20 protein-coding genes are annotated in these 20,116 nt (G+C 57.4%); all 20 read right to left on the bottom strand.

All coding sequences use genetic code 11. The features are described 5' to 3' along the window. Nucleotides 1–2: 2 nt before the first annotated feature. Nucleotides 3–662, bottom strand: coding sequence for a hypothetical protein (locus tag CK486_RS00155; RefSeq protein WP_095938288.1), 660 nt, complete (start codon nucleotides 660–662; stop codon nucleotides 3–5). Continuing rightward, the gene (locus CK486_RS00150; RefSeq protein WP_095938287.1) at nucleotides 659–1,912 is read right to left on the bottom strand and encodes a lipopolysaccharide biosynthesis protein; all 1,254 of its coding nucleotides are present in this window, start codon (nucleotides 1,910–1,912) and stop codon (nucleotides 659–661) included. The genes CK486_RS00155 and CK486_RS00150 overlap by 4 nt, the downstream gene beginning before the upstream one ends. After that, complete coding sequence (locus CK486_RS00145; RefSeq protein WP_095938286.1) at nucleotides 1,909–2,592, bottom strand: cytidylyltransferase domain-containing protein; 684 nt, start codon at nucleotides 2,590–2,592, stop codon at nucleotides 1,909–1,911. The genes CK486_RS00150 and CK486_RS00145 overlap by 4 nt, the downstream gene beginning before the upstream one ends. A 3-nt stretch (nucleotides 2,593–2,595) precedes the next feature. Beyond that, complete coding sequence (locus CK486_RS00140; RefSeq protein ID WP_095938285.1) at nucleotides 2,596–3,633, bottom strand: nucleotidyltransferase family protein; 1,038 nt, start codon at nucleotides 3,631–3,633, stop codon at nucleotides 2,596–2,598. 3 nt (nucleotides 3,634–3,636) lie between these two features. Next, nucleotides 3,637–4,275, bottom strand: coding sequence for an acetyltransferase (locus tag CK486_RS00135; RefSeq protein WP_176481624.1), 639 nt, complete (start codon nucleotides 4,273–4,275; stop codon nucleotides 3,637–3,639). Next, the gene (gene neuB, locus CK486_RS00130) at nucleotides 4,272–5,354 is read right to left on the bottom strand and encodes an N-acetylneuraminate synthase (RefSeq protein ID WP_095938283.1); all 1,083 of its coding nucleotides are present in this window, start codon (nucleotides 5,352–5,354) and stop codon (nucleotides 4,272–4,274) included. The genes CK486_RS00135 and neuB overlap by 4 nt, the downstream gene beginning before the upstream one ends. Nucleotides 5,355–5,357: 3 nt before the next feature. Beyond that, complete coding sequence (gene neuC / locus CK486_RS00125; protein WP_095938282.1) at nucleotides 5,358–6,512, bottom strand: UDP-N-acetylglucosamine 2-epimerase; 1,155 nt, start codon at nucleotides 6,510–6,512, stop codon at nucleotides 5,358–5,360. Continuing rightward, nucleotides 6,509–7,660 (bottom strand): LegC family aminotransferase, encoded by a 1,152-nt coding sequence (locus CK486_RS00120; RefSeq protein ID WP_095939020.1) that lies wholly within the window; start codon nucleotides 7,658–7,660, stop codon nucleotides 6,509–6,511. Before CK486_RS00120 ends, neuC begins: the two co-directional genes overlap by 4 nt. Before the next feature lie 9 nt (nucleotides 7,661–7,669). Continuing rightward, nucleotides 7,670–8,647: an NAD-dependent 4,6-dehydratase LegB gene (locus CK486_RS00115; protein WP_095938281.1), complete on the bottom strand. Its 978-nt coding sequence runs from the start codon at nucleotides 8,645–8,647 to the stop codon at nucleotides 7,670–7,672. Between the two features lie 20 nt (nucleotides 8,648–8,667). Next, nucleotides 8,668–9,885: an N-acetyl sugar amidotransferase gene (locus tag CK486_RS00110; RefSeq protein WP_095938280.1), complete on the bottom strand. Its 1,218-nt coding sequence runs from the start codon at nucleotides 9,883–9,885 to the stop codon at nucleotides 8,668–8,670. A 7-nt stretch (nucleotides 9,886–9,892) separates the two neighbouring features. Further along, nucleotides 9,893–10,501 (bottom strand): imidazole glycerol phosphate synthase subunit HisH, encoded by a 609-nt coding sequence (gene hisH / locus CK486_RS00105; protein WP_095938279.1) that lies wholly within the window; start codon nucleotides 10,499–10,501, stop codon nucleotides 9,893–9,895. Beyond that, nucleotides 10,498–11,247 (bottom strand): imidazole glycerol phosphate synthase subunit HisF, encoded by a 750-nt coding sequence (gene hisF / locus CK486_RS00100; RefSeq protein ID WP_095938278.1) that lies wholly within the window; start codon nucleotides 11,245–11,247, stop codon nucleotides 10,498–10,500. The genes hisH and hisF overlap by 4 nt, the downstream gene beginning before the upstream one ends. A gap of 80 nt (nucleotides 11,248–11,327) precedes the next feature. Further along, on the bottom strand, nucleotides 11,328–12,413 hold the full coding sequence (locus tag CK486_RS00095; protein WP_095938277.1) for a DegT/DnrJ/EryC1/StrS aminotransferase family protein: 1,086 nt from the start codon (nucleotides 12,411–12,413) through the stop codon (nucleotides 11,328–11,330). Beyond that, nucleotides 12,410–12,994 carry a UDP-2-acetamido-3-amino-2,3-dideoxy-D-glucuronate N-acetyltransferase gene (gene wbpD, locus CK486_RS00090; protein ID WP_095938276.1) on the bottom strand — a complete coding sequence of 195 codons (585 nt, stop codon included), beginning with the start codon at nucleotides 12,992–12,994 and terminating at the stop codon, nucleotides 12,410–12,412. Before wbpD ends, CK486_RS00095 begins: the two co-directional genes overlap by 4 nt. A 3-nt stretch (nucleotides 12,995–12,997) precedes the next feature. Continuing rightward, nucleotides 12,998–13,948: a Gfo/Idh/MocA family protein gene (locus CK486_RS00085; RefSeq protein ID WP_095938275.1), complete on the bottom strand. Its 951-nt coding sequence runs from the start codon at nucleotides 13,946–13,948 to the stop codon at nucleotides 12,998–13,000. A gap of 55 nt (nucleotides 13,949–14,003) precedes the next feature. After that, complete coding sequence (gene wbpA, locus CK486_RS00080; protein ID WP_095938274.1) at nucleotides 14,004–15,308, bottom strand: UDP-N-acetyl-D-glucosamine 6-dehydrogenase; 1,305 nt, start codon at nucleotides 15,306–15,308, stop codon at nucleotides 14,004–14,006. 33 nt (nucleotides 15,309–15,341) lie between these two features. After that, complete coding sequence (locus CK486_RS00075) at nucleotides 15,342–16,805, bottom strand: hypothetical protein (protein ID WP_095938273.1); 1,464 nt, start codon at nucleotides 16,803–16,805, stop codon at nucleotides 15,342–15,344. A 37-nt stretch (nucleotides 16,806–16,842) separates the two neighbouring features. Next, nucleotides 16,843–17,382: a serine acetyltransferase gene (locus tag CK486_RS00070; protein ID WP_141248855.1), complete on the bottom strand. Its 540-nt coding sequence runs from the start codon at nucleotides 17,380–17,382 to the stop codon at nucleotides 16,843–16,845. Nucleotides 17,383–17,386: 4 nt separating this feature from the next. Next, the gene (locus CK486_RS00065) at nucleotides 17,387–18,289 is read right to left on the bottom strand and encodes a glycosyltransferase family 2 protein (RefSeq protein WP_095938271.1); all 903 of its coding nucleotides are present in this window, start codon (nucleotides 18,287–18,289) and stop codon (nucleotides 17,387–17,389) included. Beyond that, on the bottom strand, nucleotides 18,282–20,036 hold the full coding sequence (locus CK486_RS00060; RefSeq protein WP_095938270.1) for a carbamoyltransferase: 1,755 nt from the start codon (nucleotides 20,034–20,036) through the stop codon (nucleotides 18,282–18,284). The genes CK486_RS00065 and CK486_RS00060 overlap by 8 nt, the downstream gene beginning before the upstream one ends. Between the last annotated feature and the right edge of the window lie 80 nt (nucleotides 20,037–20,116).

Below are 20,116 nucleotides of genomic sequence, written 5' to 3'. Positions count from 1 at the left end.
TGTTATCGCTCCTCGTTAATATGCTTAAAAATCTGTTGTGCAAGGTGCTCATGCCCGGGCGCGCGCAAATGGTGACCGTCGCTCATAAACAGCGCATCGTCGAAGTTGACCTGCATTAGGGCGCTACCCAGCTCTTCGCGAAGGATGCCGTTGGCCTGAGCTATCTTTTCGGTAATGCCGGGCAAAGTGTTTTCGTAAGAGCTTGCCCCCAGTACGGGAATCCACAGCAAGCACGTGCCCTGGTTCTTAGCTAGTCGCCTAAAAGCCTGCACATTTTCACGAAATCGATGCGAGTCCACATAGGAAATCCCGCGCCAGCGCCGCAGACGTTCGAATACCTCTCGCCCTAACCGGGGAAACAGGCGCGTGAACAACGCCAGCGCCTTTTGCGGTATGACTTCTTTGCGACTGAAGGCCCGAGGTGCCCAGTCAACGATCCCCGCCTGGATGATCAGCCAGTCTGCACTGCGCGCCGAGTGCAGCCAATATTCCGCCTGCGCCAGCAGATCACTGGAGGTCGCTCCCCCCATGGAGAACTGAACCCATTCAGCGTCTGCAAGCTCACGCAGGCGATATGCCCACGACTCCTCCAGCAGCAAGGACTCCGGGATCACCCGAGCCAGCGCCAAGCTGTCCGACAGAATTACAATCTTACGTTTCATTTACCGAACCATGGCATTGGGTAAGCCCGAGCAGAGAAAAACCAAGTAAGAATAAAGAGCGTGACCTGCCCTAAGAATGCACCTTGTGCTGCCCCCAGAGACCCGTTTATCTGGATCAGGACATAGCAGCAGGCCGGCATGAAGATGGCCGTCGCGCCGGATGCATACGAGAGGAATTTATTCCTAGCTGCGTAGTTGATATACAGCCCGACCATGTAATACATGCCAGTGAAGGCCCCTGCGAATAGTAGCCAGGGCACATAATTTTTTGCCGCGGCATACTCCGGCCCCGCAAGATGCACGATGAAAGGGGGTAATAGAACAGACAAGACGCCTGCTGCCACCAGCACCAGCGCAAAGTAAAGGTAGGAGAAACCGACCAAGCTCGACCGCACCGATGCCTGATCCAGCGCCAAACGTGAGTACAGCCATGGTACGTATGCCTTGTTCAAGGAGTCCACCGCCATGGCCATAATCATCGATACTTGAGCAGCAACCGCGTAGATACCCAGAGTGGAGGCGCTCTCAAGATGCGCCAAGACCATTCGATCCGACATGGAAATAATCACGCCGCTAATTGAATGGGGAATGATCGGCAAGCCGAACAGTAGCAACCAGCGCAGGTAACCACGATCCAGGCTGAACACCAGCCAGCCGCTGCGCCACAGACTGTATATGGCGATCAAGGCAAAGACGAAGAAAGCAGCCGTTTGCCCTAGGACCCGCCCCATACCCCGCATGTCAAGCGAGACGACCAGCAGCACCGAAACACCCACATTTACTAGGGTCATGGATACCTGAAACAGCCCGTAATGCCAGGGCCGCGAGCGGACCTGCGTGCAGGCTAGCCAAGCGTTGCAAACTGCCAGCGCTCCCGCGGAAAGGATTGCATGGTTGATCCAGAGCACCGGCAGCGCCAACCGATCACCATAGAGCAGGGCAATCGGCTGGAACAATGTAACGGCGGCCAGCGTAATTCCCATGATCAGCAAGACGCTGGTACCGGAAAACACACGGAACTGCTGCTTGTCGAGGTGGTAGTACTGCCGAGTAAAGGCACCGCCAATGCCAAGACCTATGATCGCCGTAGCGCATGCGCAGAAAATCGTGAAGAGCGTGACATAGCCATACTCCTGCGGCCCCAAAACTCGTGTGAGTATCGGAAGCAGGGCGAAGGGCACCATGGCACTGGCGATATTGCTGGCGAAATAGATTGCAGCGCTCGCTCCCAGACCTTGCAGTTTTTTCACCCGTTAGCATCCAGATGCTGACGAAATGCTTGCAAATCGGCCGGTGTATCTATGTCTAGCGAACGGCCCCGAGGCATGACGTAAGCTACCGTCCCCTCCCCCAGGAACCCTCGGTTGGTTGCGAACCATCGCGTATCTGCTACATAAACTGCGCCATTGAGCACATATACCGGAGGCAGTTCCTGCCTCCGCGCATAGCGGTTAGCCAAGATCGGCTTAAGACCGCCATTTGCTTCCAGCGTGTACATCCAGAACGGACTTTCCTCAACGTCGCATACGGAGACACAGGCTGGCGCCTGGCTATCTAGGCAGGCACGAATGGCACCATCGATGTCATCGACAGTGCGCATGGGAGAAGTCGGTTGCAACAGCACTAGGTAGTCGTACCCTGGTAAACGATGCAGGCAGTCCAGTACCACTTCCGCACTGCCGGATTCGTCAGCCGCCAACTCCGGTGGACGCATGAAAGGAATTTCGCATCCAAGGGCATGAGCTACCGCAACGATTTCCTCGTCATCGCTAGAGAGCACCAAACGATCCAACAACTTCGAGTTCCGAGCCGCATCGATGGTCCAACCAATCAGCGGCTTGCCTCCAACTTCAACGAGGTTTTTGCGTGGAATGCCTTTGGAGCCGCCACGGGCGGTTATAAGTCCGAGGATGCGCTTGCCTTGGTACACGTTTTAACTCCACTCCCTTTGAGCCCGCTCGTACTCCTCCAGCCGGCCAATATCCAGCCAATACTCACGCAAGGGATAGGCGGCGGCCTTGCGGCCGTGCGCTTCAAGGTCTTGAAACAGGCTAGGCATGTCAAAGAAGGTGTTGGCAGGAATGAAATCCAGAGCATTACTCTCCAGCACATAGATGCCGCCATTGACGAAGAACCGATGTACCGGCTTTTCCTCAATCGCAGTGATACGAACGCCATCCACCTTGACTACTCCATAGGGGACCTGCAGGTCATATTCCCGCACCGCCATAGTGGCAGCCGCCTGGTGCTCTTGATGAAAGTCCAGCATCGCTACGAAATTTGCCTTGGTGATAAGGTCCCCGTTCATCACCAGAAGAGGTGCCGATGGCTTTTCCGGCAGCAGCGACAAAGCGCCCGCAGTGCCCAAGCGCTCACTTTCCTGCAAGTACTCAATGCGTGCTCCCCACTGGGAGCCGTCACCGAAGTAATCCCTGATCACATCGGCCATATAGTTAACCGACAGGAAAAAGCGTCGAAAGCCCTGTTCCAGGAAGCTCTCAAGGATGCTTTCAAGAATGGGTTTACCGCCGATGCGCAGCATCGGCTTGGGACAGGCATCGGTCAGTGGTCGCAGCCGAGAGCCCAGCCCCCCAACCATCAGTACCACCCAGTTTTCCCGGTCCACCACGCCCATGAAATCATCGAGCATAGCGAGGCCACCCAAGCGGCCGCTGTCGTCTATCAAGGGTAAATGGTGGAAGGTGAAACGCCGCATCATGGCGAGTACTTCAGTCCGCGGTGTATGAGTGGATCCGGTTTTTGGATGCCCGTTCATGGCCTTAGACACAGGACCGTCGAGATCAAGCCCGTTGAGAATGGCTCGACGCACATCGCCATCGCTGAGCACACCTCGAAGGCGGAAATCGGCATCGGCCACCAGAGCCATCTGGATACCGGAGGCATCAATGCGCTTGATCGCTTCGCGAAGGCTGATGTCCGGCGAAACGACGATATCTTTCCAGTTCTTCATAATCTACTTAATGCTTCTGGCCGGGCTTCCCACGGCCGTGCGTCCTGCTTCGACTGAGCGCGTGACAACTGCACCAGCCCCAATTATTGCACCCTCACCCAGATGGATGCCCGGCAAAACAATCGCACCTGCGCCAATGAAAACACCACGACCTGCTTTAACAGCGCCACAAAGTACGGCCCCGGGCCCGACGAAAACATGCTCATCCAGTTGGCAATCGTGGTCAATCGTGGCTCGGGTATTCACTACTACCCCGGCCTCCAGACGGCATCCGGGCTGCACCACCACACCGGCCATCAACTGGACGCCCTCTGCCAGACTGACGTCCTCCGCACGCACGCAGGAAGGATGATCCAGCGTCAACCATGTGTAGCCTCGGACCGAGCCCTCCTCATGAACCCGCCGGCGCACCATGTTTCCAGACATGGGGCCTATACCGTTCACAAGCCAGACTTCAGCAGGGTCAAGAGCCTCAAGCACGACATCTTCGCCCAGCGCCGAAAGCCTCTGCCACTGACTACCAGCGGGCAATTCCGGGGCACACACACCGACGACCTGATAACCGCGCAGTCGTAACAGGTCGAGCACTACACGCGCATGGCCACCAGCACCCAGCAGCACCACCGGTCGCTCACTGCTCACACCGGATCTCCGGCTTTGCATTCATGCCCAGCCAAGGTCCCGATTAAATCCCAAGCGAGCATCGGCGAAGTGCCACCGCCCTGACGCGCGGTTCCTAGATCCTCAGCCGTGATCGTTTGGCCCTTGGCCAGATCACGCACAAAGGTCAGGCTTTGGCGCGCTGCCCGGCGGGTATCCCATTCACTGGCCTGCGGCGTCTTGCGACGCTCGCCCAGCGCCAGTTCGACCTGACGGATTTGCGCGACCATCGCTTTCAGCTCTCCCGGCTCCAGCGATGCGGCATGATCGGGACCAGGCATGCTGCGATTCAGCGTGAAATGCTTCTCGATAATCCGCGCGCCTCGAGCCACTGCAGCCAGAGATACCAGTAATCCCTCTGTATGGTCGGAATAGCCCACAGGGACTCCGAAGGTATCAGCCAACAGGTTCAAGGCACGCAGGTTTACCTCTTCCAGCCGCGCAGGGTACTGCGAAGTACAGTGCAGCAGAGCAACATTTTCGGCCACCTGCTGGCGCGCCTCGTCGCGAGCCCAGTTGCTTAGAACCTGCTCAAGGCTGTCAGGCGCATCAGCGAACTCCAAACCGTGGGCCAGTACTGCCAGTGCCTGATCGATCTCACCCAAGGTGGCCATGCCGGTGGACAAAATCATCGGCCGACCGGCCCGGGCCACTTTCCAGAGCATGGGGCCATTAGTGATTTCCCCGGAAGCAATCTTGTAAAGAGGCAGGTCCAGAGTATTCAGAAACTCCAGACTCTTGCTGTCGAACGCAGTGGAGAGAAAAGCAATGCCAAGCTCGCTGGCACGGGCCTGAAGCGGTCCATGCCAGGTTTGCGGAAGCTCGAGCTGGAGCAGCATTTCCAGCTGGTTATCCTGCTCGCCGGTATTGCGCGCCTGGTAAGCCGCCTTGGGCGCATTTGCAGCAGCCAGCATACGTGCATTGAAGGTCTGGAACTTGACCGCATCGGCACCCGCCTCAGCCGCAGCTTCCACTAGGGCCATGGCCGTCTCATAATCGCCGTTATGATTCACGCCGGCTTCGGCAATGATGTACACGCGGCCACGCTCGAAATAATTCATTGCTCAAACCAGGTCATGAAAGATTTTGGGAGTAGCACCGCCAAACTGCTCCAGAACAGCCACGGTACGGGCAGATGCGCTCCCTTGCCCATAGGGGTTGGATACATGACGGCAGCGTTCGGCGAAAACATCGTCAAGAGCCATCATTATTGAGTCACGGATCGAGTTAACTTGTGCCTTGCAATGCAATACAGAGTCAGCCGCCAGACGCCCCTGCTGCCTGGCACCGATGTTCACGCTCGGAATACCGAAAGCAGGGACTTCGATGATCCCGCTGGATGAGTTACCGATAACTGCCGATGACAACGCCACGGCACTGAGGTAGCGCTTGAAGCCCAGCGAAGGGATCGCAAGCACGCGCTTTGGATTAGCTGCGGCATAGGCTTCAAGGAGGGGAATGATCGCTCTGCCGCCATTGTCCGCGTTGGGATAAGTGAGAATGACCTGGTGTTCAGGAAATGAATCAAGCGCCGCCAGCAGCTCCTGGAACTCAAGGGCGGAGTCGCTCTGAAAGGCAGTTTCCGGGTGATAGGTCACCACGAAGAATGGCTTGTCGAGGGCGAAGTTGAGACTCTCGCTCAGCTCCTGTCGACTCATACGCGAAGTACGCAGCATGTGATCCAGGCCAAATGCCCCAACATTAAACACCCTTTCAGGGGTCTCTCCCATCTGGACCACACGCTGGCGATAGGGCTCGGCAGCCACGAAATGCAGGTAGGAGAGCTTACTGATGGCGTGGCGAAACGCGTCGTCATATGCACCTTCTGTGATTTCTCCTCCATGAAGGTGCGCCACAGGGATGCGCATTACCGTAGCAGTCTGAACCATCGCCAGCGCTTCGAAACGGTCACCCAGTACTACCAGCACGTCCGGCGCCAACCGCGTCAGCGCATCGGCAAAGCCGATGGCGCCCAGGCCCATGGATTTTGCAACCCCGACGGAGGAGTCGGAGGACAACAGCATTTCCACCTTGGCTCCGATGACAAAACCATCCTCGACGATGTCCTTCCAGGTTTCACCGAACTCGGGGGAAAGGTGCATACCGCTAACCAACACCTGCAGCTCTAGGACTGGGCTGGCCTGAATATCCTTCATCAGCCAATACAGCAGTCCGTATTCCGCCCGCGTAGCGGTGAAGACCGCTATCTTTCGTTTCATGAAAGATGCTCCGGCAACACACTACTCGGCAGATTGACGATACGATCGGCCAGCCAGCGCGACTGCTCAAGCCCATCTTGCGAGCAATGGGCATACGTGGGCAGGTCGCACATCAGTTGCCAGATTGGCCGGGTCATCACATTGGCGGCATTACTCGCCTGCAGCAGGAAATCACGCATCTCACGGCTTGGACAGATAACCGCGTTGAGCCAATAGTTCGAGCGGCAATGTTCAGGCTCCTGTACGAAGATCAGCTCACTGCCCTCCAGATGCGCGGCATAGCGTGAGGCCAGCTCACGCTTGGAGGCGATGAAGTGCTCCAGTTGCTCGAACTGGGCGCACCCCAATGCGGCATTGAGGTTAGGCAGACGGTAGTTGAATCCGATCTCGTCATGCACGTACTCGAACGGATGTGGGCGCTTGGCCGTGGTCGTCAGGTGCTTGGCACGTGCGCCCAGCGCTTCGTTGGTCAGGATCATTCCCCCCCCGCCGGTGGTGATGATCTTATTGCCGTTGAAGCTAAGGGTACCCAACAGGCCGAATGAACCGGTGTGCTTGCCGCGATAAAGGCTGCCCAGGCTCTCTGCCGCATCTTCGACCAGTGGCAGATTCCATCGCTCGCAGACGCTAACCAGACCGTCCAGATCAGCCGGGTGGCCAAATGTGTGCATGGGCAGGCACGCGGCGATGCGGCGATCACCGTCCTTGCTTCGACAGTTGCCATCGGCATCGAGCCGGGCATGCGCTTGCAGCCAGGCCTCCAGGGACGCTGGCGACATCCCCAGGGTGTGCCGATCGACATCGACGAACACCGGCTGCGCACCACAGTAGGCGATGGCATTGCAGGTGGCGACGAACGTCAGCGCCTGGGTGATCACCAACTCATCGCGCTGCACGCCCGCCAGCAGTAGCGCCGCGTGCAAGGCCGCCGTCCCGTTGACGGTGGCCACCGCACGGGCAGCCCCCGTATACGCCGCAGCGTCCTTTTCAAAACGGTCGACGAAAGCACCCACGCTGGAAACGAAAGTCGACGCGATTGTCTCCTGGACATAACCCAACTCCTGTCCCTTGAAAACCGGCGCATGCAGTGGGATGAAATCCTCGGTTCGGTACTGTTCGCGAACGAAGCGGACGAGGGCGTCAAACATGGTGATCACTCAGACGTTGTAGATATCGGCTTTGTATTTGCTCAGGTTGTCCGGGCGCACCATCCACTCGATGGTTTTCTCCAGACCTTCGCGAATACTGTAGGCCGGTTTGAAACCGGTCATGCCGTTGATCTTGCTGTTGTCGCACCACAGACGGAACACTTCCGACTTGCCCGGGCGCAGGCGCTGGTCGTCGATCAGGAACTCGACGTCGCTGCCCATGATGTCTTTGATCAGGTTCAGGGTGTCGCCAACCGATATCTCGAAGTTGGAGCCGATGTTGACGGTTTCGCCAATGGCTTGGTCGCATCTGGCCAGCTCGAGAAACCCACGGCAAGTATCGGCGACGTAGTTGAAGTCGCGGGTCGGCGACACATCGCCGAGCTTGATCTGCGTCGTGCCACTGGCGATTTGCGTGATGATGGTCGGAATCACCGCGCGCGCCGACTGCCGTGGGCCGTAGGTATTGAACGGTCGGGCAATGGTGACCGGCAAGTCGAAGGCATTGAAGAAGCTGATGGCCATCGCGTCAGCCCCGATTTTCGAGGCACTGTAGGGCGATTGCGCCTGCAGCGGGTGCTTCTCATCGATCGGCACGTACTGAGCGGTGCCATAGACCTCGCTGGTGGAGGTATGGATGACACGCTTGACCCCGTTTTCCTTGGCGGCCTGGCAGATGTTCAGGGTGCCTTTGACGTTGGTATCGACATAACTGTCGGGCGCAACATAGGAATAAGGAATGGCGATCAACGCAGCGAGGTGGAAGACCACATCGACATCTCGGGTGATGTGCTTGCAGAAGTGCGGATCGCGCACATCGCCGCTGACGACTTCGATCGCAGAACGGCAGTCGACGTCTTCCAGCCAACCCCAGTTATTGAAGGAGTTGTATTGTGACAAGGCGCGGACCGAGTAGCCCTCACGCACCAGAAGTTCTGTGAGGTGGGAGCCGATAAAACCATCGGCGCCAGTAACTAATGCTTTCATGGCGTTCCTATTTCGCTGATTCAAGCTTTCCAGATAGGCTTCTTGAGCGCCCAACCGCTGGAGGTCTGCTCCCACAGATGGGGTGTGCGGAACTCCTCGATCACTTCGAGGAAGCGATCCTGGGTGATCCCCATGTAATCCAGGCACTGCTGCTGGTAGATCTCCGGGAACTCGCCGTCGAAGCGCTTGATCAGGGCGATCGCCTCGTCACGGGTAATGTCGCCGTTGCGGATTTCCTGGGCAGCGTCATACGTGGCACGACCGATACCGAACTTGGTATAGGTGGTGTAGTAATGCAGCCAGTCGATCATGTCGTCGAGGGAGCTGTATTTGCTGAAACTGCCCTCGGTACGGAAGTCATTGGGCATGAAGTCCGTATTTTCCACCGAGAAATAATAGGTTTCCTGTGGGTGCCACTTGAGGTAATAGCCCAGGTAGTGCACCTCGGTACCCACCTTCTCGATCCGGTAGGGGTCGACCGGCAGGTAGGCCTCGAGGTCTGCCAGGGTGAACTTGTACTCGTCCATCAGTTGCTGAGCACTCACTCCGCCCAGGTATAGGTCCGCCATCTGGTTTTCTGCGGTGTAGTACTTCGGATCCCGGGTAGGCTTGTCATTATCCTGAATGGCATTGCCGTACTCGGCTTCGTTCTCACCGAAGATGACCAGCGGGATATCCAGCAGCGCGGACATCTTGGGTGCCAGGTTCTTCTGGCCGAGAATGAACGGTTGGAACGGGTGACAGAGCTTCTCGAAGGCCAGGCGCGTGAGGGTCCGATGGACCTTCTTGTTCTGGTGATAGGTGTAGTTGGCGAAGCCCGCGTTGATCCAGGCATCGAAATTGCGCCGACCGATATCGGTGTAGATGGCAGGCGGCCAGGTCACCAGGATAGGGTTCATGCCGTACTTGTACTTGAGGACGTGCGCGGCCATGACGCTGTCCTTGCCGCCACTGCCCGGCACCACCACATCGTAGCGACCGTCGGAGCGACGATGACGATCGCACAGTTCCTTCAGTTCGCGCTCGCGATCCGACCAATCGATGCTCTTCTTTTTTTCGGCAAAATTGCAGGCATCGCAGACGCCATGCTCATCGAAGAAAATGGCTTTTTTGATTTCACCCGGCTTGTTCTTGAACTCGACCGTGGAAGAAGGGCGCTGGTTGTTCATCGCGCACTTCTTGCAGAACTGGATATCCAATGGCAAGCCGTAACGGCCGTAGAGTGCTTGATCAGTCATACCGGGCTCACAGCGACAGATAATTTTGGAAGATCCGGATGCCCGCCTCGCGGCTCTTCTCCGGATGAAATTGCACACCGAACACGTTATCGCGCTGTACCGCCGAGACAAATTGATGCCCGGCATATTCGGTCAGCGCGATGATGTTGGTGTAGTTCTGTACTTCAAAGGTGTGCATGAAATACAGGGACTCGTCGCCGCCGAGGCCTTTGAGCAGAGGGGAATCACCTTGCACCGCGACGCGGTTGAATCCCATATGGGGCACGACCCCCTTGCATTGCATCTCGCGCACTTCGCCTCGAACAAGGCCCAAACCCTCGGTTTCGCCATATTCGAACCCGACATCGCAGAGAATCTGCATGCCCAGGCAGATACCCAGCAGCGGACGACCGCCTGCTGCCCATTCACGTACCGCACCGGCCATGCCGGACGCGTTCAGTTCGGCCATGCCGTCGGTAAAGCTGCCCACGCCCGGCAAGACTAGCTTGTCGACATTGAGCAGCTCATTCGGGGTTTTGATCACCCGAGGCTGCGCACCTGCCAACTCCAGAGCACGAACAATGCTGAAGGTATTACCTGCCGATCCGTAATCGACGACGCCTACACGCTGGCTCACAGGGCCACCTCCACACCGTTCTGTTTCAGATGACGCTTGATCTGACCGATATCGGCCTGACCATAGTGCAGCACCGATGCCACTGCGATCCCGCTGGGTCTGGCCTGTTTGGCGACATCCAGGATGTGGTCCAGGCTGCCTGCACCGCTCGCCGCGACGACCGGGATGCGCACGGCATCGACCACTGCACTGATCAACTCGACATCGAAGCCACGTCGACGACCATCGGTATCGACCGACTGCAGCAGAATCTCACCAACACCTCGCTCTTGCGCTTCCTTTACCCATTCCAGCAGGTCACGCCCCGACGGGATGCGCCCGCAGTCGCTGTAGCAAGTCCAGCCGCCCTGGGACAACCGCTTAGCCTCCACGTTCAGCACGACCGACTGACCACCGAAGACACGCGCGGCGGCGTCGATGATCGTAGGCTCACCGAGGGCACCGGTATTGATGACAACCTTGTCGGCGCCGTGATGGAACAGTCGGGTAAAGTCCTCGACCGTGCGCACACCGCCACCAACGGCAAAGGGTACCAGCAGGTTGCGAGCGGTTGCGGCAATTTGCTCCAGCAGAATCTCGCGACGGTAAAGGCTGGCCACGATATCCACGTAGAAAACTTCGTCAGCCCCTTGCTCGTAATACGTGCGAGCCAATTCTTCAGGCAGACCGATCTTGCGCAATCCTTCGAAATGAACGGGTTTAACCACCTGAGGCGGCTTGACGTCCAGCTTTGCGATAACCCGCATACAGCACCTCAAACTTCCATAAATTATAAAAATCGATCCGCTCGCGCTGTAAAGGCGGCGGCAATGGATCGGAACGATCGTTACCGACTGGCGGCCAGATGCGAAACGACCGTGTTGACTTGGTCAGCGGTCAGATAAGGATGCATCGGCAAACTCATGACCCGGCTGGCGACAAGGTCACCAACGGGCAAGCAGGCCAGATCATCGCTTACGGCCGGCTGGCGATTGAGCGGTATAGGGTAATGCACGGCGGTCGGCACGCCCAAGATTTTCAACGTTTCCTGCACCCGGTCGCGCTCTGCGACCTGAACAGTGTATTGCGCCCATGCACTGCTGTTATGCGCCTCGACGAAAGGGGCAGCGATGCTGGCCGCCTGCAACGCTTCGGCATACATGCCCGCTACACGCTGGCGTTGCGTCAACTCGGCCTCGAACACGTCGAGCTTGGGTAGCAGAATTGCAGCTTGTAGAGTATCCAGACGGCTATTAACGCCCACACGGATGTGATGATAGCGACGATCCTGACCATGACGGGCGATCTGGCGCATTACCTTGGCCAATTCGTCATCGTTGGTGAAGATCGCCCCGCCGTCGCCGTAGCAGCCCAGCGGCTTACTGGGGAAGAAGCTGGTGCAGGCGATGGTCGTCAGATTGCAGGAGCGCTTGCCTTTATAGGTCGCGCCGAAGCTCTGCGCGGCATCCTCGATCACTGGGATTCCATGCCGTGCGGCGATGGCGTTGATAGCATCGAAGTCGGCGCACTGGCCATACAGGGACACCGGGATGATCGCCTTGGTACGCGGCGTGATGGCTGCTTCGAGCTTCGCCGGATCGAGGTTGTAGGTGCGCGGACACACATCCACGTACACCGGCTTGGCGCCCAGCAGGGCAACGGTCTCGGCCGTGGCGATGTAGGTAAAGCCCGGAGTGATGACCTCGTCGCCCGGGCCGATGCCCAGCGCCATCTGGGCGATCTGCAAAGCATCCGTGCCATTAGCCACGCTGATGCAGTACTTTGCGCCGACAAAGGCTGCCAGCTTTTCTTCCAGCTCGTTTACTTCCGGGCCGAGGATGTACTGGCCATGCGCAAGTACACGCTGGATGCCAGCGTCGATCTGCTCCTTGATCAGCGCCTGCTGCGCCTTGAGGTCGATGAATTCAATCATGCCTGGCTCTCCTTGCGTAGCTCACCGTCACGCAGTACGTAGGTGGCGCCGGTATGGATGCAAGGCGCACTGCCTTCGCCTTGCAGCGGCAGCTCCAGCTGCTCACCGAATTCGCTCATCCAGCCGATTTGGCGTGCGGGCACGCCAACCATCAGCGCATAGGCTGGTACATCCTTGTTGACCACTGCGCCGGCACCGATAAACGCGAACTCGCCAACCGTCACACCGCAGACAATGGTGCAATTGGCGCCAAGAGTGGCACCGCGGCGCACAAGCGTCGGGCGGTACTCGCTCTTGCGTTCGATCAGCGAGCGCGGATTGTAGACATTGGTGAAGACCATGCTTGGACCACAGAACACACCCTCTTCGAGAGTCACGCCGTCATAGACCGAAACGTTGTTCTGGATCTTGCAGTTATCGCCTATGACCACCTGGTTACCGACGAAGACGTTCTGCCCGAGCGATACACCCTTACCGATGCGCGCGCCGCCGCAGACATGCACGAAATGCCAGATACGCGAACCTTCGCCAATCTGCGCCCCATCATCGACAATGGCGCTGGAGTGTTGGTAATGGCTCATGGCTCACCCCAGCAGGCGGGCGAGGAACGGATGGCCTTCACCATCCTGAGAGCGGCTGGCCGTCAGGTTACGGATGCACTCTACGGTTTCCACGCAATGACGAGCATCATCGATACCGTAGCCCTTGCCATCCAAGATTGCCTGGTAGCTGACGGTATGTAAGTCGGTGAAACCTTCGGAGAATTCGATTTCGCTACCGTCGCAGGTGATCGAGCGATAGGTCGGTTTCTTGCCTTTGACCGAGTCCGGCAGATCGTTGGCATCGATAGAAAGAAACCAGCGTACCCGGGCCTTTTCATACTCCAGATAGCCAGCAGCCTTCTGCTCATTGGCGAAGTGCACGACATTGCGCTGCAACTTGCCGAAGATGAAGTGCAACATATCGAAGAAGTGGACTCCGATATTGGTAGCGACCCCAAAGGATTTACGCGGATCGCCCTTCCAGCTCTCCATGTACCACTTGCCGCGACTGGTGATGTAAGTCAGCTCGACCTCGTGCTTATGCTCTTGTCGCCCTGCCTCGACCCGCTCCTTCAGATCGATAATGGCCTGGTGATGGCGTAACTGCAGGATGTTGTACAAGCGCTTGCCGGTCTCACGTTCAACCAGGGCCAAATCGTCCAGAAGCGCACTATTCGGCACCAAGGGCTTCTCGCAAATCACGTCACAGCCCAGACGCAGCCCGGCAGTGATATGCGGGTGATGCAGGTAGTTGGGCGAGCAGACCGAGACGATATCCAGCGCAGTTGCAGAATCACGTTTCAAGCGCCAGGCGTAGTCGTAAAAACGCTCAAATTCGGTGAAGAACGCACTCTGCGGCGAGAGGCTGTCGATAATGCCGACCGAGTCATTGATGTCGTAGGCGCAGGCCAGCTCATTGCCGGTATCCTTGATGGCGCGCATATGGCGCGGGGCGATATAGCCGGCCGCACCAATCAGAGCAAAACGTTTCATGCGGATGTCCTTCCAAATCGATTCGAGCCATGGGCCGGTCACCGCCCCAAGCCAATCAGGCCTTAATCACGTGAGCGGCCGGAGCGCGGTACTTGCCACGGCTATCGATGATCAGCGGCGCGTGCTGCAAAATCAGCTCGTAATCAAAGCGATCATGATCGGTAGCCAACACCACCGCATCAAAGCCTGCAAGACTCTCGGCGGTCAGCGGCTCGCTGGAAAGCTCGAAGTGATGTTCACGCATCTTCGGAAAAACCGGCACATGCGGATCGCTATAAGCGACCACGCCGCCCTTCGCCTCAATCAGCTCCATGATCTCGACCGATGGCGACTCACGCATGTCATCGACATTCTTCTTGTAGGCGATACCGAGCACCAACACCCGACTGCCCTTGAGCGCACGACCACGGTCGTTGAGGCCATCCATCAACTTGCCCACTACGTACTCGGGCATGGCCTTGTTGACCTCGCCAGAGAGCTCGATGAAGCGCGTGTGCAGGCCATACTCGCGGGCTTTCCAGGTCAGGTAGAAGGGGTCGATCGGAATGCAGTGACCACCCAAGCCAGGGCCCGGGTAGTAAGCGGTAAAACCAAACGGCTTGGTCGCGGCGGCATCCACGACCTCAAAGATATCAATACCCATACGGTCGGCAACGATCTTCATTTCGTTCACCAGACCGATGTTGACCGCGCGGTGAATGTTTTCCAGCAGTTTGGTTAACTCGGCAGCCTTGGTCGAGCTCACCGGTACCACACGATCAATGGCCTGCTCATAAAGGGCAATACCAACCTGGAGGCAGTTGGGGGTATGACCGCCAATCACCTTGGGGATGGTGCGAGTCTCGAAATTCGGATTACCAGGATCTTCGCGCTCTGGGGAATACACCAGGAAGATATCTTCACCAACCTTGAGGCCGCCTTCCTGAACACGCGGCAGCAACTCTTCCTCGGTAGTGCCGGGGTAAGTGGTGCTTTCCAGCGATACCACCTGGCCTGCCCGCAGATATGGCTTGATCGCATCGGTGGTATTGATCACAAAGCTCATGTCCGGCTCGCGATACTTGTTCAGCGGCGTAGGCACGCAGAGAATCAGCGCATCGCATTCGCTGGCGCGAGCAAAATCGCAGGTAGCCTCGAATCCGGTAGCACGCGCCTGCGCAATATGCTCACTGGCGATATGCTCAATATAACTATGGCCGGAATTCAATTTGCCGACCTTAGCGGCATCAATGTCGATGCCCAGCACACGAAAACCAATGGCGTTGTAACGCAGCATCAACGGCAGACCAACGTAGCCCAAGCCCACGATACCGATCAGAGCCTTTCGCTCTCTGAAACGCTCTACTGCGTTGTTCTTCATTTCATTTTCTTCCAGTAACCAGCAATCAATTCTTTATTGCTGCACATGCACAATCACGTGCACAGCATCACCCTTGCGATTGGCAAACTGAGCAGACTGCCGCAGGCCATTGCGTGCCATCCAGTCATTCAGCCAGACCTCATCGGAGTCCGCCTCAACAATAAAAATCTGGTATTGCTTGATCTGCTCGGGCTGCAAATCAAGCACCGTTAGCCGCTGCCCCGCGGGGTAACCCCACCCAGCGTAATAGCCGATGCGGGGGTCATCATAAAAGACCGCCTCGGTCTTCTGATAATGCTCCGACAACCAGCGCCCCGCTTCAATGTAATGCGTTTTCTTAGCCCCGAGTGACACTACGTTGTCCAACATCACCAGCATGGCCGCCACAGCCAGAGCCTTTGACCACTTGGGATAATGGTTTGCAAAACTATATGTCGCGACAGCCAAAAGCGGCACGGCGAGCAGATGGAGAAAGCTGGTATAACGTGAATTGAGGAACTGCTGATGAAAGAAGAACAGCAACAGGACCATGCAGTACAGCAAACCGGCATACACCAGCGGCCTGAAGAACCGTAGACTTTGTGTGCACTCCTCGCGCCCGGACCGTGCTAGCAAAGGCAACACGAAGGGTCCAAGCAGCTTGGCGAAACTGAGCAAAATCAAGCCGATCACACCCATTAATACAATCTTGCCGGCATCATCACGCGCAAAGTCGTACTTCAGGCTGTCAGCAAACCCTTGTGACAACACCTGGAAATCCTGCTGAATCTGTAAGGGGTCGAGCATCTTGATGAAGTACTGCACGCGCCCTTGAGAAAGGATATCGCTACCCCCAAGCAACAACAGCAAGGCCAAAACTGCAACTAGCGGCAGCCAGAAAAACTGCAGGAGTTGCTGCCATCCTGCACGACTCAGCACATTCGGCAGTAGCCAGAGCACCAGTGCCACCTCAAGCACCATAGCCTCCAGGCGAAAGATTACCGCTATAACGACAGCAACATGCACTCCAGCCGCTAGCAATAAGCCTCCACGGACATGCCACAGTGCGGCCAGCCAAAATGCCAGCACACTGAAGAACCAGAAACCATGTTCGCGGATGATATCGCCACGAAAGGCATTGAATGCCGGAACAGCAAGCACCACCAGCACCGCCCACCAAGCAGCCTGCGGCCTGTGCCGGGCAACCAGATCAACCAGAAGCAAACAGCTGCCCGCCATGAAAAGTGCGCAGACGCTATAGGCTAGCCCTTCGATGGACAGGCCACTGATCTGATGCAAACCGGCAAGCAAGAGCGGAAAACCCAGCCAATTAAAGCGCGCAGCACCTGCAGCTACGCCCTGGTCGACAATTGTGCGGGCGATGTCGACATAAAAAGCCCCATCCTTACCGATCGTAACCACACCCAGATAAGCAATCAGCGACAGCAGAAGGCTTCCAACAAATGCCACCCGCCGAGGCGTCAGAGATAGGGGCAGGTTCTTCAACATCATGAGCATACTGCGCTTTCCATAAGGCAACCGAAGATCAGCCAAATCACTCTCTGGCATAAATACGCGCCTCTTTGCGCGTGACATAGTTATGTCCGCTGGGCACATCCTTGTTAACGAAGCTCATCGCTCCAATATTCACGTTGTCACCAATCCACATACCACTGCCGATGACGCAGGAGTTGGCTCCTATATCCACGTTGTCTCCAATATGGATCAGGGCATCGCTCTTGAAGTCAGTGCCGATGGTAGTGTTTTGCCGAATGGTGAAATTACGACCGATGACTACGTTCTTGAAAATCACGATGCCCTGCATATGACTCAGACGAAGCCCAACACCAATACGGGCGCCCAGCATGATCTCGATGCCATGTCGACTGATCAGACGGTTATTGATGCCCTTGGACATGGACTTGAGAGTCCTTGAGCGACTACCAGCAAAGAACTCGGCGAGGCGAAACCAGAACAGGTAGTGAGCTGGCGCATTCCGCCGCGTCCGGCGCCACAGCTTCCACCACGAAAAGCCTTGTTCCGGGCCATCCAGCACTTCATGCAACCAGAAGACTTTCAACTCTGACCAAGTCATAACTTCAACTCAGCCAAAGCCGTAAGGCCTTACGTGTATAGGACCAACGCATTGCGGCTCGCCAATCAGACGCCAGAGCCTGCCGGTAGAATTGCTTGGCCTTCTGCCGATCCCCCGCCAATAGGAAATTGCGGAACAGCGAAAGATACCGTTGTGCAGTAAAGGCGCGCTTAAGCACCTGCATGGTGTCGGGAAGCCGCCCCGTATCGAACACCTCACCCACAAGACGCTCACCGATCTGCAGATCATACTGCACGTTATGGCGCAGGCTATCACCATGCTTGTAAATCCTGGCCATAGGCGCCTTGAGCGCCGTACAGATATAACGCGCGAACACCTGAGCAAAAACTGGAATGTCTTCGGCATTGCGAAAAGCCTCAGGGTATCGACCGTAATCAAACACCTCGCGATGCATGGCGCAGGCACCATTGGAGACTGTGAGAGTTTTATCGAGCAGATAACCACGAACGCGCGCAAGTGCATCGGCCGGGATATCTGCGGGCATGTGCAGACTTTCACGCCCCCCCTCACGAACGGACTGATGCCCTGCCAGTACAAGACGACTGCGAGGGTTCGCCTCGATATGTTCCAGCAACTTTGGAACTACGCCAGGCACAAGTTCATCATCGGCATCGAGAAAAACCAGATACTGCCCATGGGCCTCGTCGATTCCACGATTACGAACCGCAGCCAGCCCGGCATTGGACTGGCGAATGGAGCGAAAGCGCTCTGGATACTGCTGATGCAGATCAGCCAGTACCTCTGGCGTAGCATCGGTCGAGCCATCATCTATCACCAGCAACTCAGAACGATCATCCAACTGATCAATAACCGACGCGACCGCGCGCGGCAATGTAACCGCGTAGTTGTAGGCTGGAATGACAAAACTGAGGATCGGCTCAGGCATTGTCATACCAGTCCTTGCCGTCCTTGACCACGAGGATGTCTTCCATGATCAGGTACTGCAGGTCGGAGCCGTAGAACATGTTCAGCGCGTCGGTCGGCGAGCAGATCATCGGCTCGCCGCGGCGGTTGAGCGAGGTGTTCAGCGACACACCGTTGCCAGTCAGCTTCTCCAGCTCCAGCATCAGGTCGTACCAGCGCGGGTTGAAACGACGCTCCAGCACCTGGGCGCGCGAGGTGCCGTCCTCGTGCACCACTTCACCGACGCGTTCCTTCCATTCTTCGTTGACTTCGAAGGTGAAGGTCATGAACGGACTCGGGTGGTCGACCTTGAGCATCTTCGGTGCGACTGTGTCGAGCATCGACGGGCAGAAGGGCCTCCAGCGCTCGCGGAACTTGATCTGCTCGTTGATACGGTCAGCCACACCTGGCACGCTCGGGCAGCCGATGATCGAGCGCCCGCCGAGGGCTCGCGGGCCGAACTCCATGCGGCCCTGGAACCAGGCCACCGGGTTGCCGTCGACCATGATCTTGGCGATGCGCTCGGGGGTATTGTCGATGCGCTTGAACACCGGCTTGCTCGGGTGGCGAGCACAGGCGGCGACCACATCCTCGTTGGAGTAGGCCGGGCCGAGATAGACGTGCTCCATCTTCTCGACCGGCACGCCGCGCTGATGCGAGACATAAGCCGCGGCGCCGACTGCGGTGCCGGCATCGCCGGAAGCCGGCTGCACGAACAGCTCCTTGACGTCGTCGCGGGCGATGATCTTCTGGTTCAGTTTGACGTTCAGCGCGCAGCCACCGGCGAAAGCGATCTTGCCGGTTTCCTTGAGAATGTCGCCGAGGTAGTACTCCATCATCTCCAGCGCCAGCTTCTCGAACAGCGCCTGCATGCTGGCGGCGTAGTGGATGTACGGGTCATCGGCGATGTCGCCCTGGCGCTTCGGCCCCAGCCACTCGATCAGCTTGGGCGAGAAGTAGTAGCCCTTGCCGTTTTCCTTGTAGCGGCGGAAACCGATGACGTTGGCGTAGTCGGTGTTGATGATCAGCTCGCCGTTCTCGAACTTGGCCAGGCGCGAAAAATCGTACTTGGCAGCATCACCGTAGGGCGCCATGCCCATGACCTTGAACTCGCCATCGAGCATCTCGAAGCCGAGGAACTCGGTGATTGCGCCGTACAGACCGCCGAGCGAATCCGGGTCGTAGAACTCCTTGATCTTGTGGATCTTGCCGTTCTCGCCCCAGCCGAAGAAGGTGGTGGCGTACTCGCCCTTGCCGTCGATGCCGAGAATCGCGGTCTTCTCTTTGAAACCCGAGCAGTGATAGGCGCTGGCAGCGTGCGCCAGGTGGTGCTCAACCGGCTCGATCTTGACCTTTTTCAGATCAAAACCCAGCTGTTCCAGGCACCACTGAATCTTCTTGTGATAGCGCTTGTAGCGGCGGTTGCCCATCAGGATGGCGTCGAGGGCGCGGTCCGGCGCGTACCAGTAACGCTTGGCGTACTGCCAGCGGGCCTTCTCGAAGATGCTGATCGGCGCGAAAGGGATGGCCACCACGTCGACGTCCGACGGCTTGATACCGGCCTGCTCCAGGCAGAACTTGGCCGACTCGTAGGGCATGCGGTTTTTCGCATGCTTGTCGCGCACGAAGCGCTCTTCTTCTACTGCCGCGATCAGCTTGCCGTCGATGTACAGGGCGGCGGACGGATCGTGACTGAGTGCGCCGGACAGGCCGAGAATGGTCAATGCCACGGAAAAGCCTCTTGCAGCTACGGGTGGACATGCCACCACGGGAAATGGAAGGCGAGCCAAGGCTCGCCCAAGCAAAGCGC

The organism is Pseudomonas sp. HAR-UPW-AIA-41, assembly GCF_002304225.1.
In the GTDB taxonomy this organism is placed as follows: domain Bacteria; phylum Pseudomonadota; class Gammaproteobacteria; order Pseudomonadales; family Pseudomonadaceae; genus Aquipseudomonas.
This window is presented reverse-complemented; position numbering and strand designations above follow the sequence as displayed.

Bases quoted from the DNA above. Each gene is read 5' to 3' on its own strand.
- neuC (WP_095938282.1), bottom strand. From the start codon at position 6,512: ATGAAACGAAAGATAGCGGTCTTCACCGCTACGCGGGCGGAATACGGA.
- CK486_RS00070 (WP_141248855.1), bottom strand. From the start codon at position 17,382: ATGACTTGGTCAGAGTTGAAAGTCTTCTGGTTGCATGAAGTGCTGGAT.
- CK486_RS00120 (WP_095939020.1), bottom strand. From the start codon at position 7,660: ATGTTTGACGCCCTCGTCCGCTTCGTTCGCGAACAGTACCGAACCGAG.
- CK486_RS00075 (WP_095938273.1), bottom strand. From the start codon at position 16,805: ATGCTCATGATGTTGAAGAACCTGCCCCTATCTCTGACGCCTCGGCGG.
- hisF (WP_095938278.1), bottom strand. From the start codon at position 11,247: ATGCGGGTTATCGCAAAGCTGGACGTCAAGCCGCCTCAGGTGGTTAAA.
- CK486_RS00140 (WP_095938285.1), bottom strand. From the start codon at position 3,633: ATGAAGAACTGGAAAGATATCGTCGTTTCGCCGGACATCAGCCTTCGC.
- CK486_RS00115 (WP_095938281.1), bottom strand. From the start codon at position 8,647: ATGAAAGCATTAGTTACTGGCGCCGATGGTTTTATCGGCTCCCACCTC.
- CK486_RS00110 (WP_095938280.1), bottom strand. From the start codon at position 9,885: ATGACTGATCAAGCACTCTACGGCCGTTACGGCTTGCCATTGGATATC.
- wbpD (WP_095938276.1), bottom strand. From the start codon at position 12,994: ATGAGCCATTACCAACACTCCAGCGCCATTGTCGATGATGGGGCGCAG.
- CK486_RS00095 (WP_095938277.1), bottom strand. From the start codon at position 12,413: ATGATTGAATTCATCGACCTCAAGGCGCAGCAGGCGCTGATCAAGGAG.
- CK486_RS00155 (WP_095938288.1), bottom strand. From the start codon at position 662: ATGAAACGTAAGATTGTAATTCTGTCGGACAGCTTGGCGCTGGCTCGG.
- CK486_RS00085 (WP_095938275.1), bottom strand. From the start codon at position 13,948: ATGAAACGTTTTGCTCTGATTGGTGCGGCCGGCTATATCGCCCCGCGC.
- neuB (WP_095938283.1), bottom strand. From the start codon at position 5,354: ATGAATTATTTCGAGCGTGGCCGCGTGTACATCATTGCCGAAGCCGGC.
- wbpA (WP_095938274.1), bottom strand. From the start codon at position 15,308: ATGAAGAACAACGCAGTAGAGCGTTTCAGAGAGCGAAAGGCTCTGATC.
- CK486_RS00065 (WP_095938271.1), bottom strand. From the start codon at position 18,289: ATGCCTGAGCCGATCCTCAGTTTTGTCATTCCAGCCTACAACTACGCG.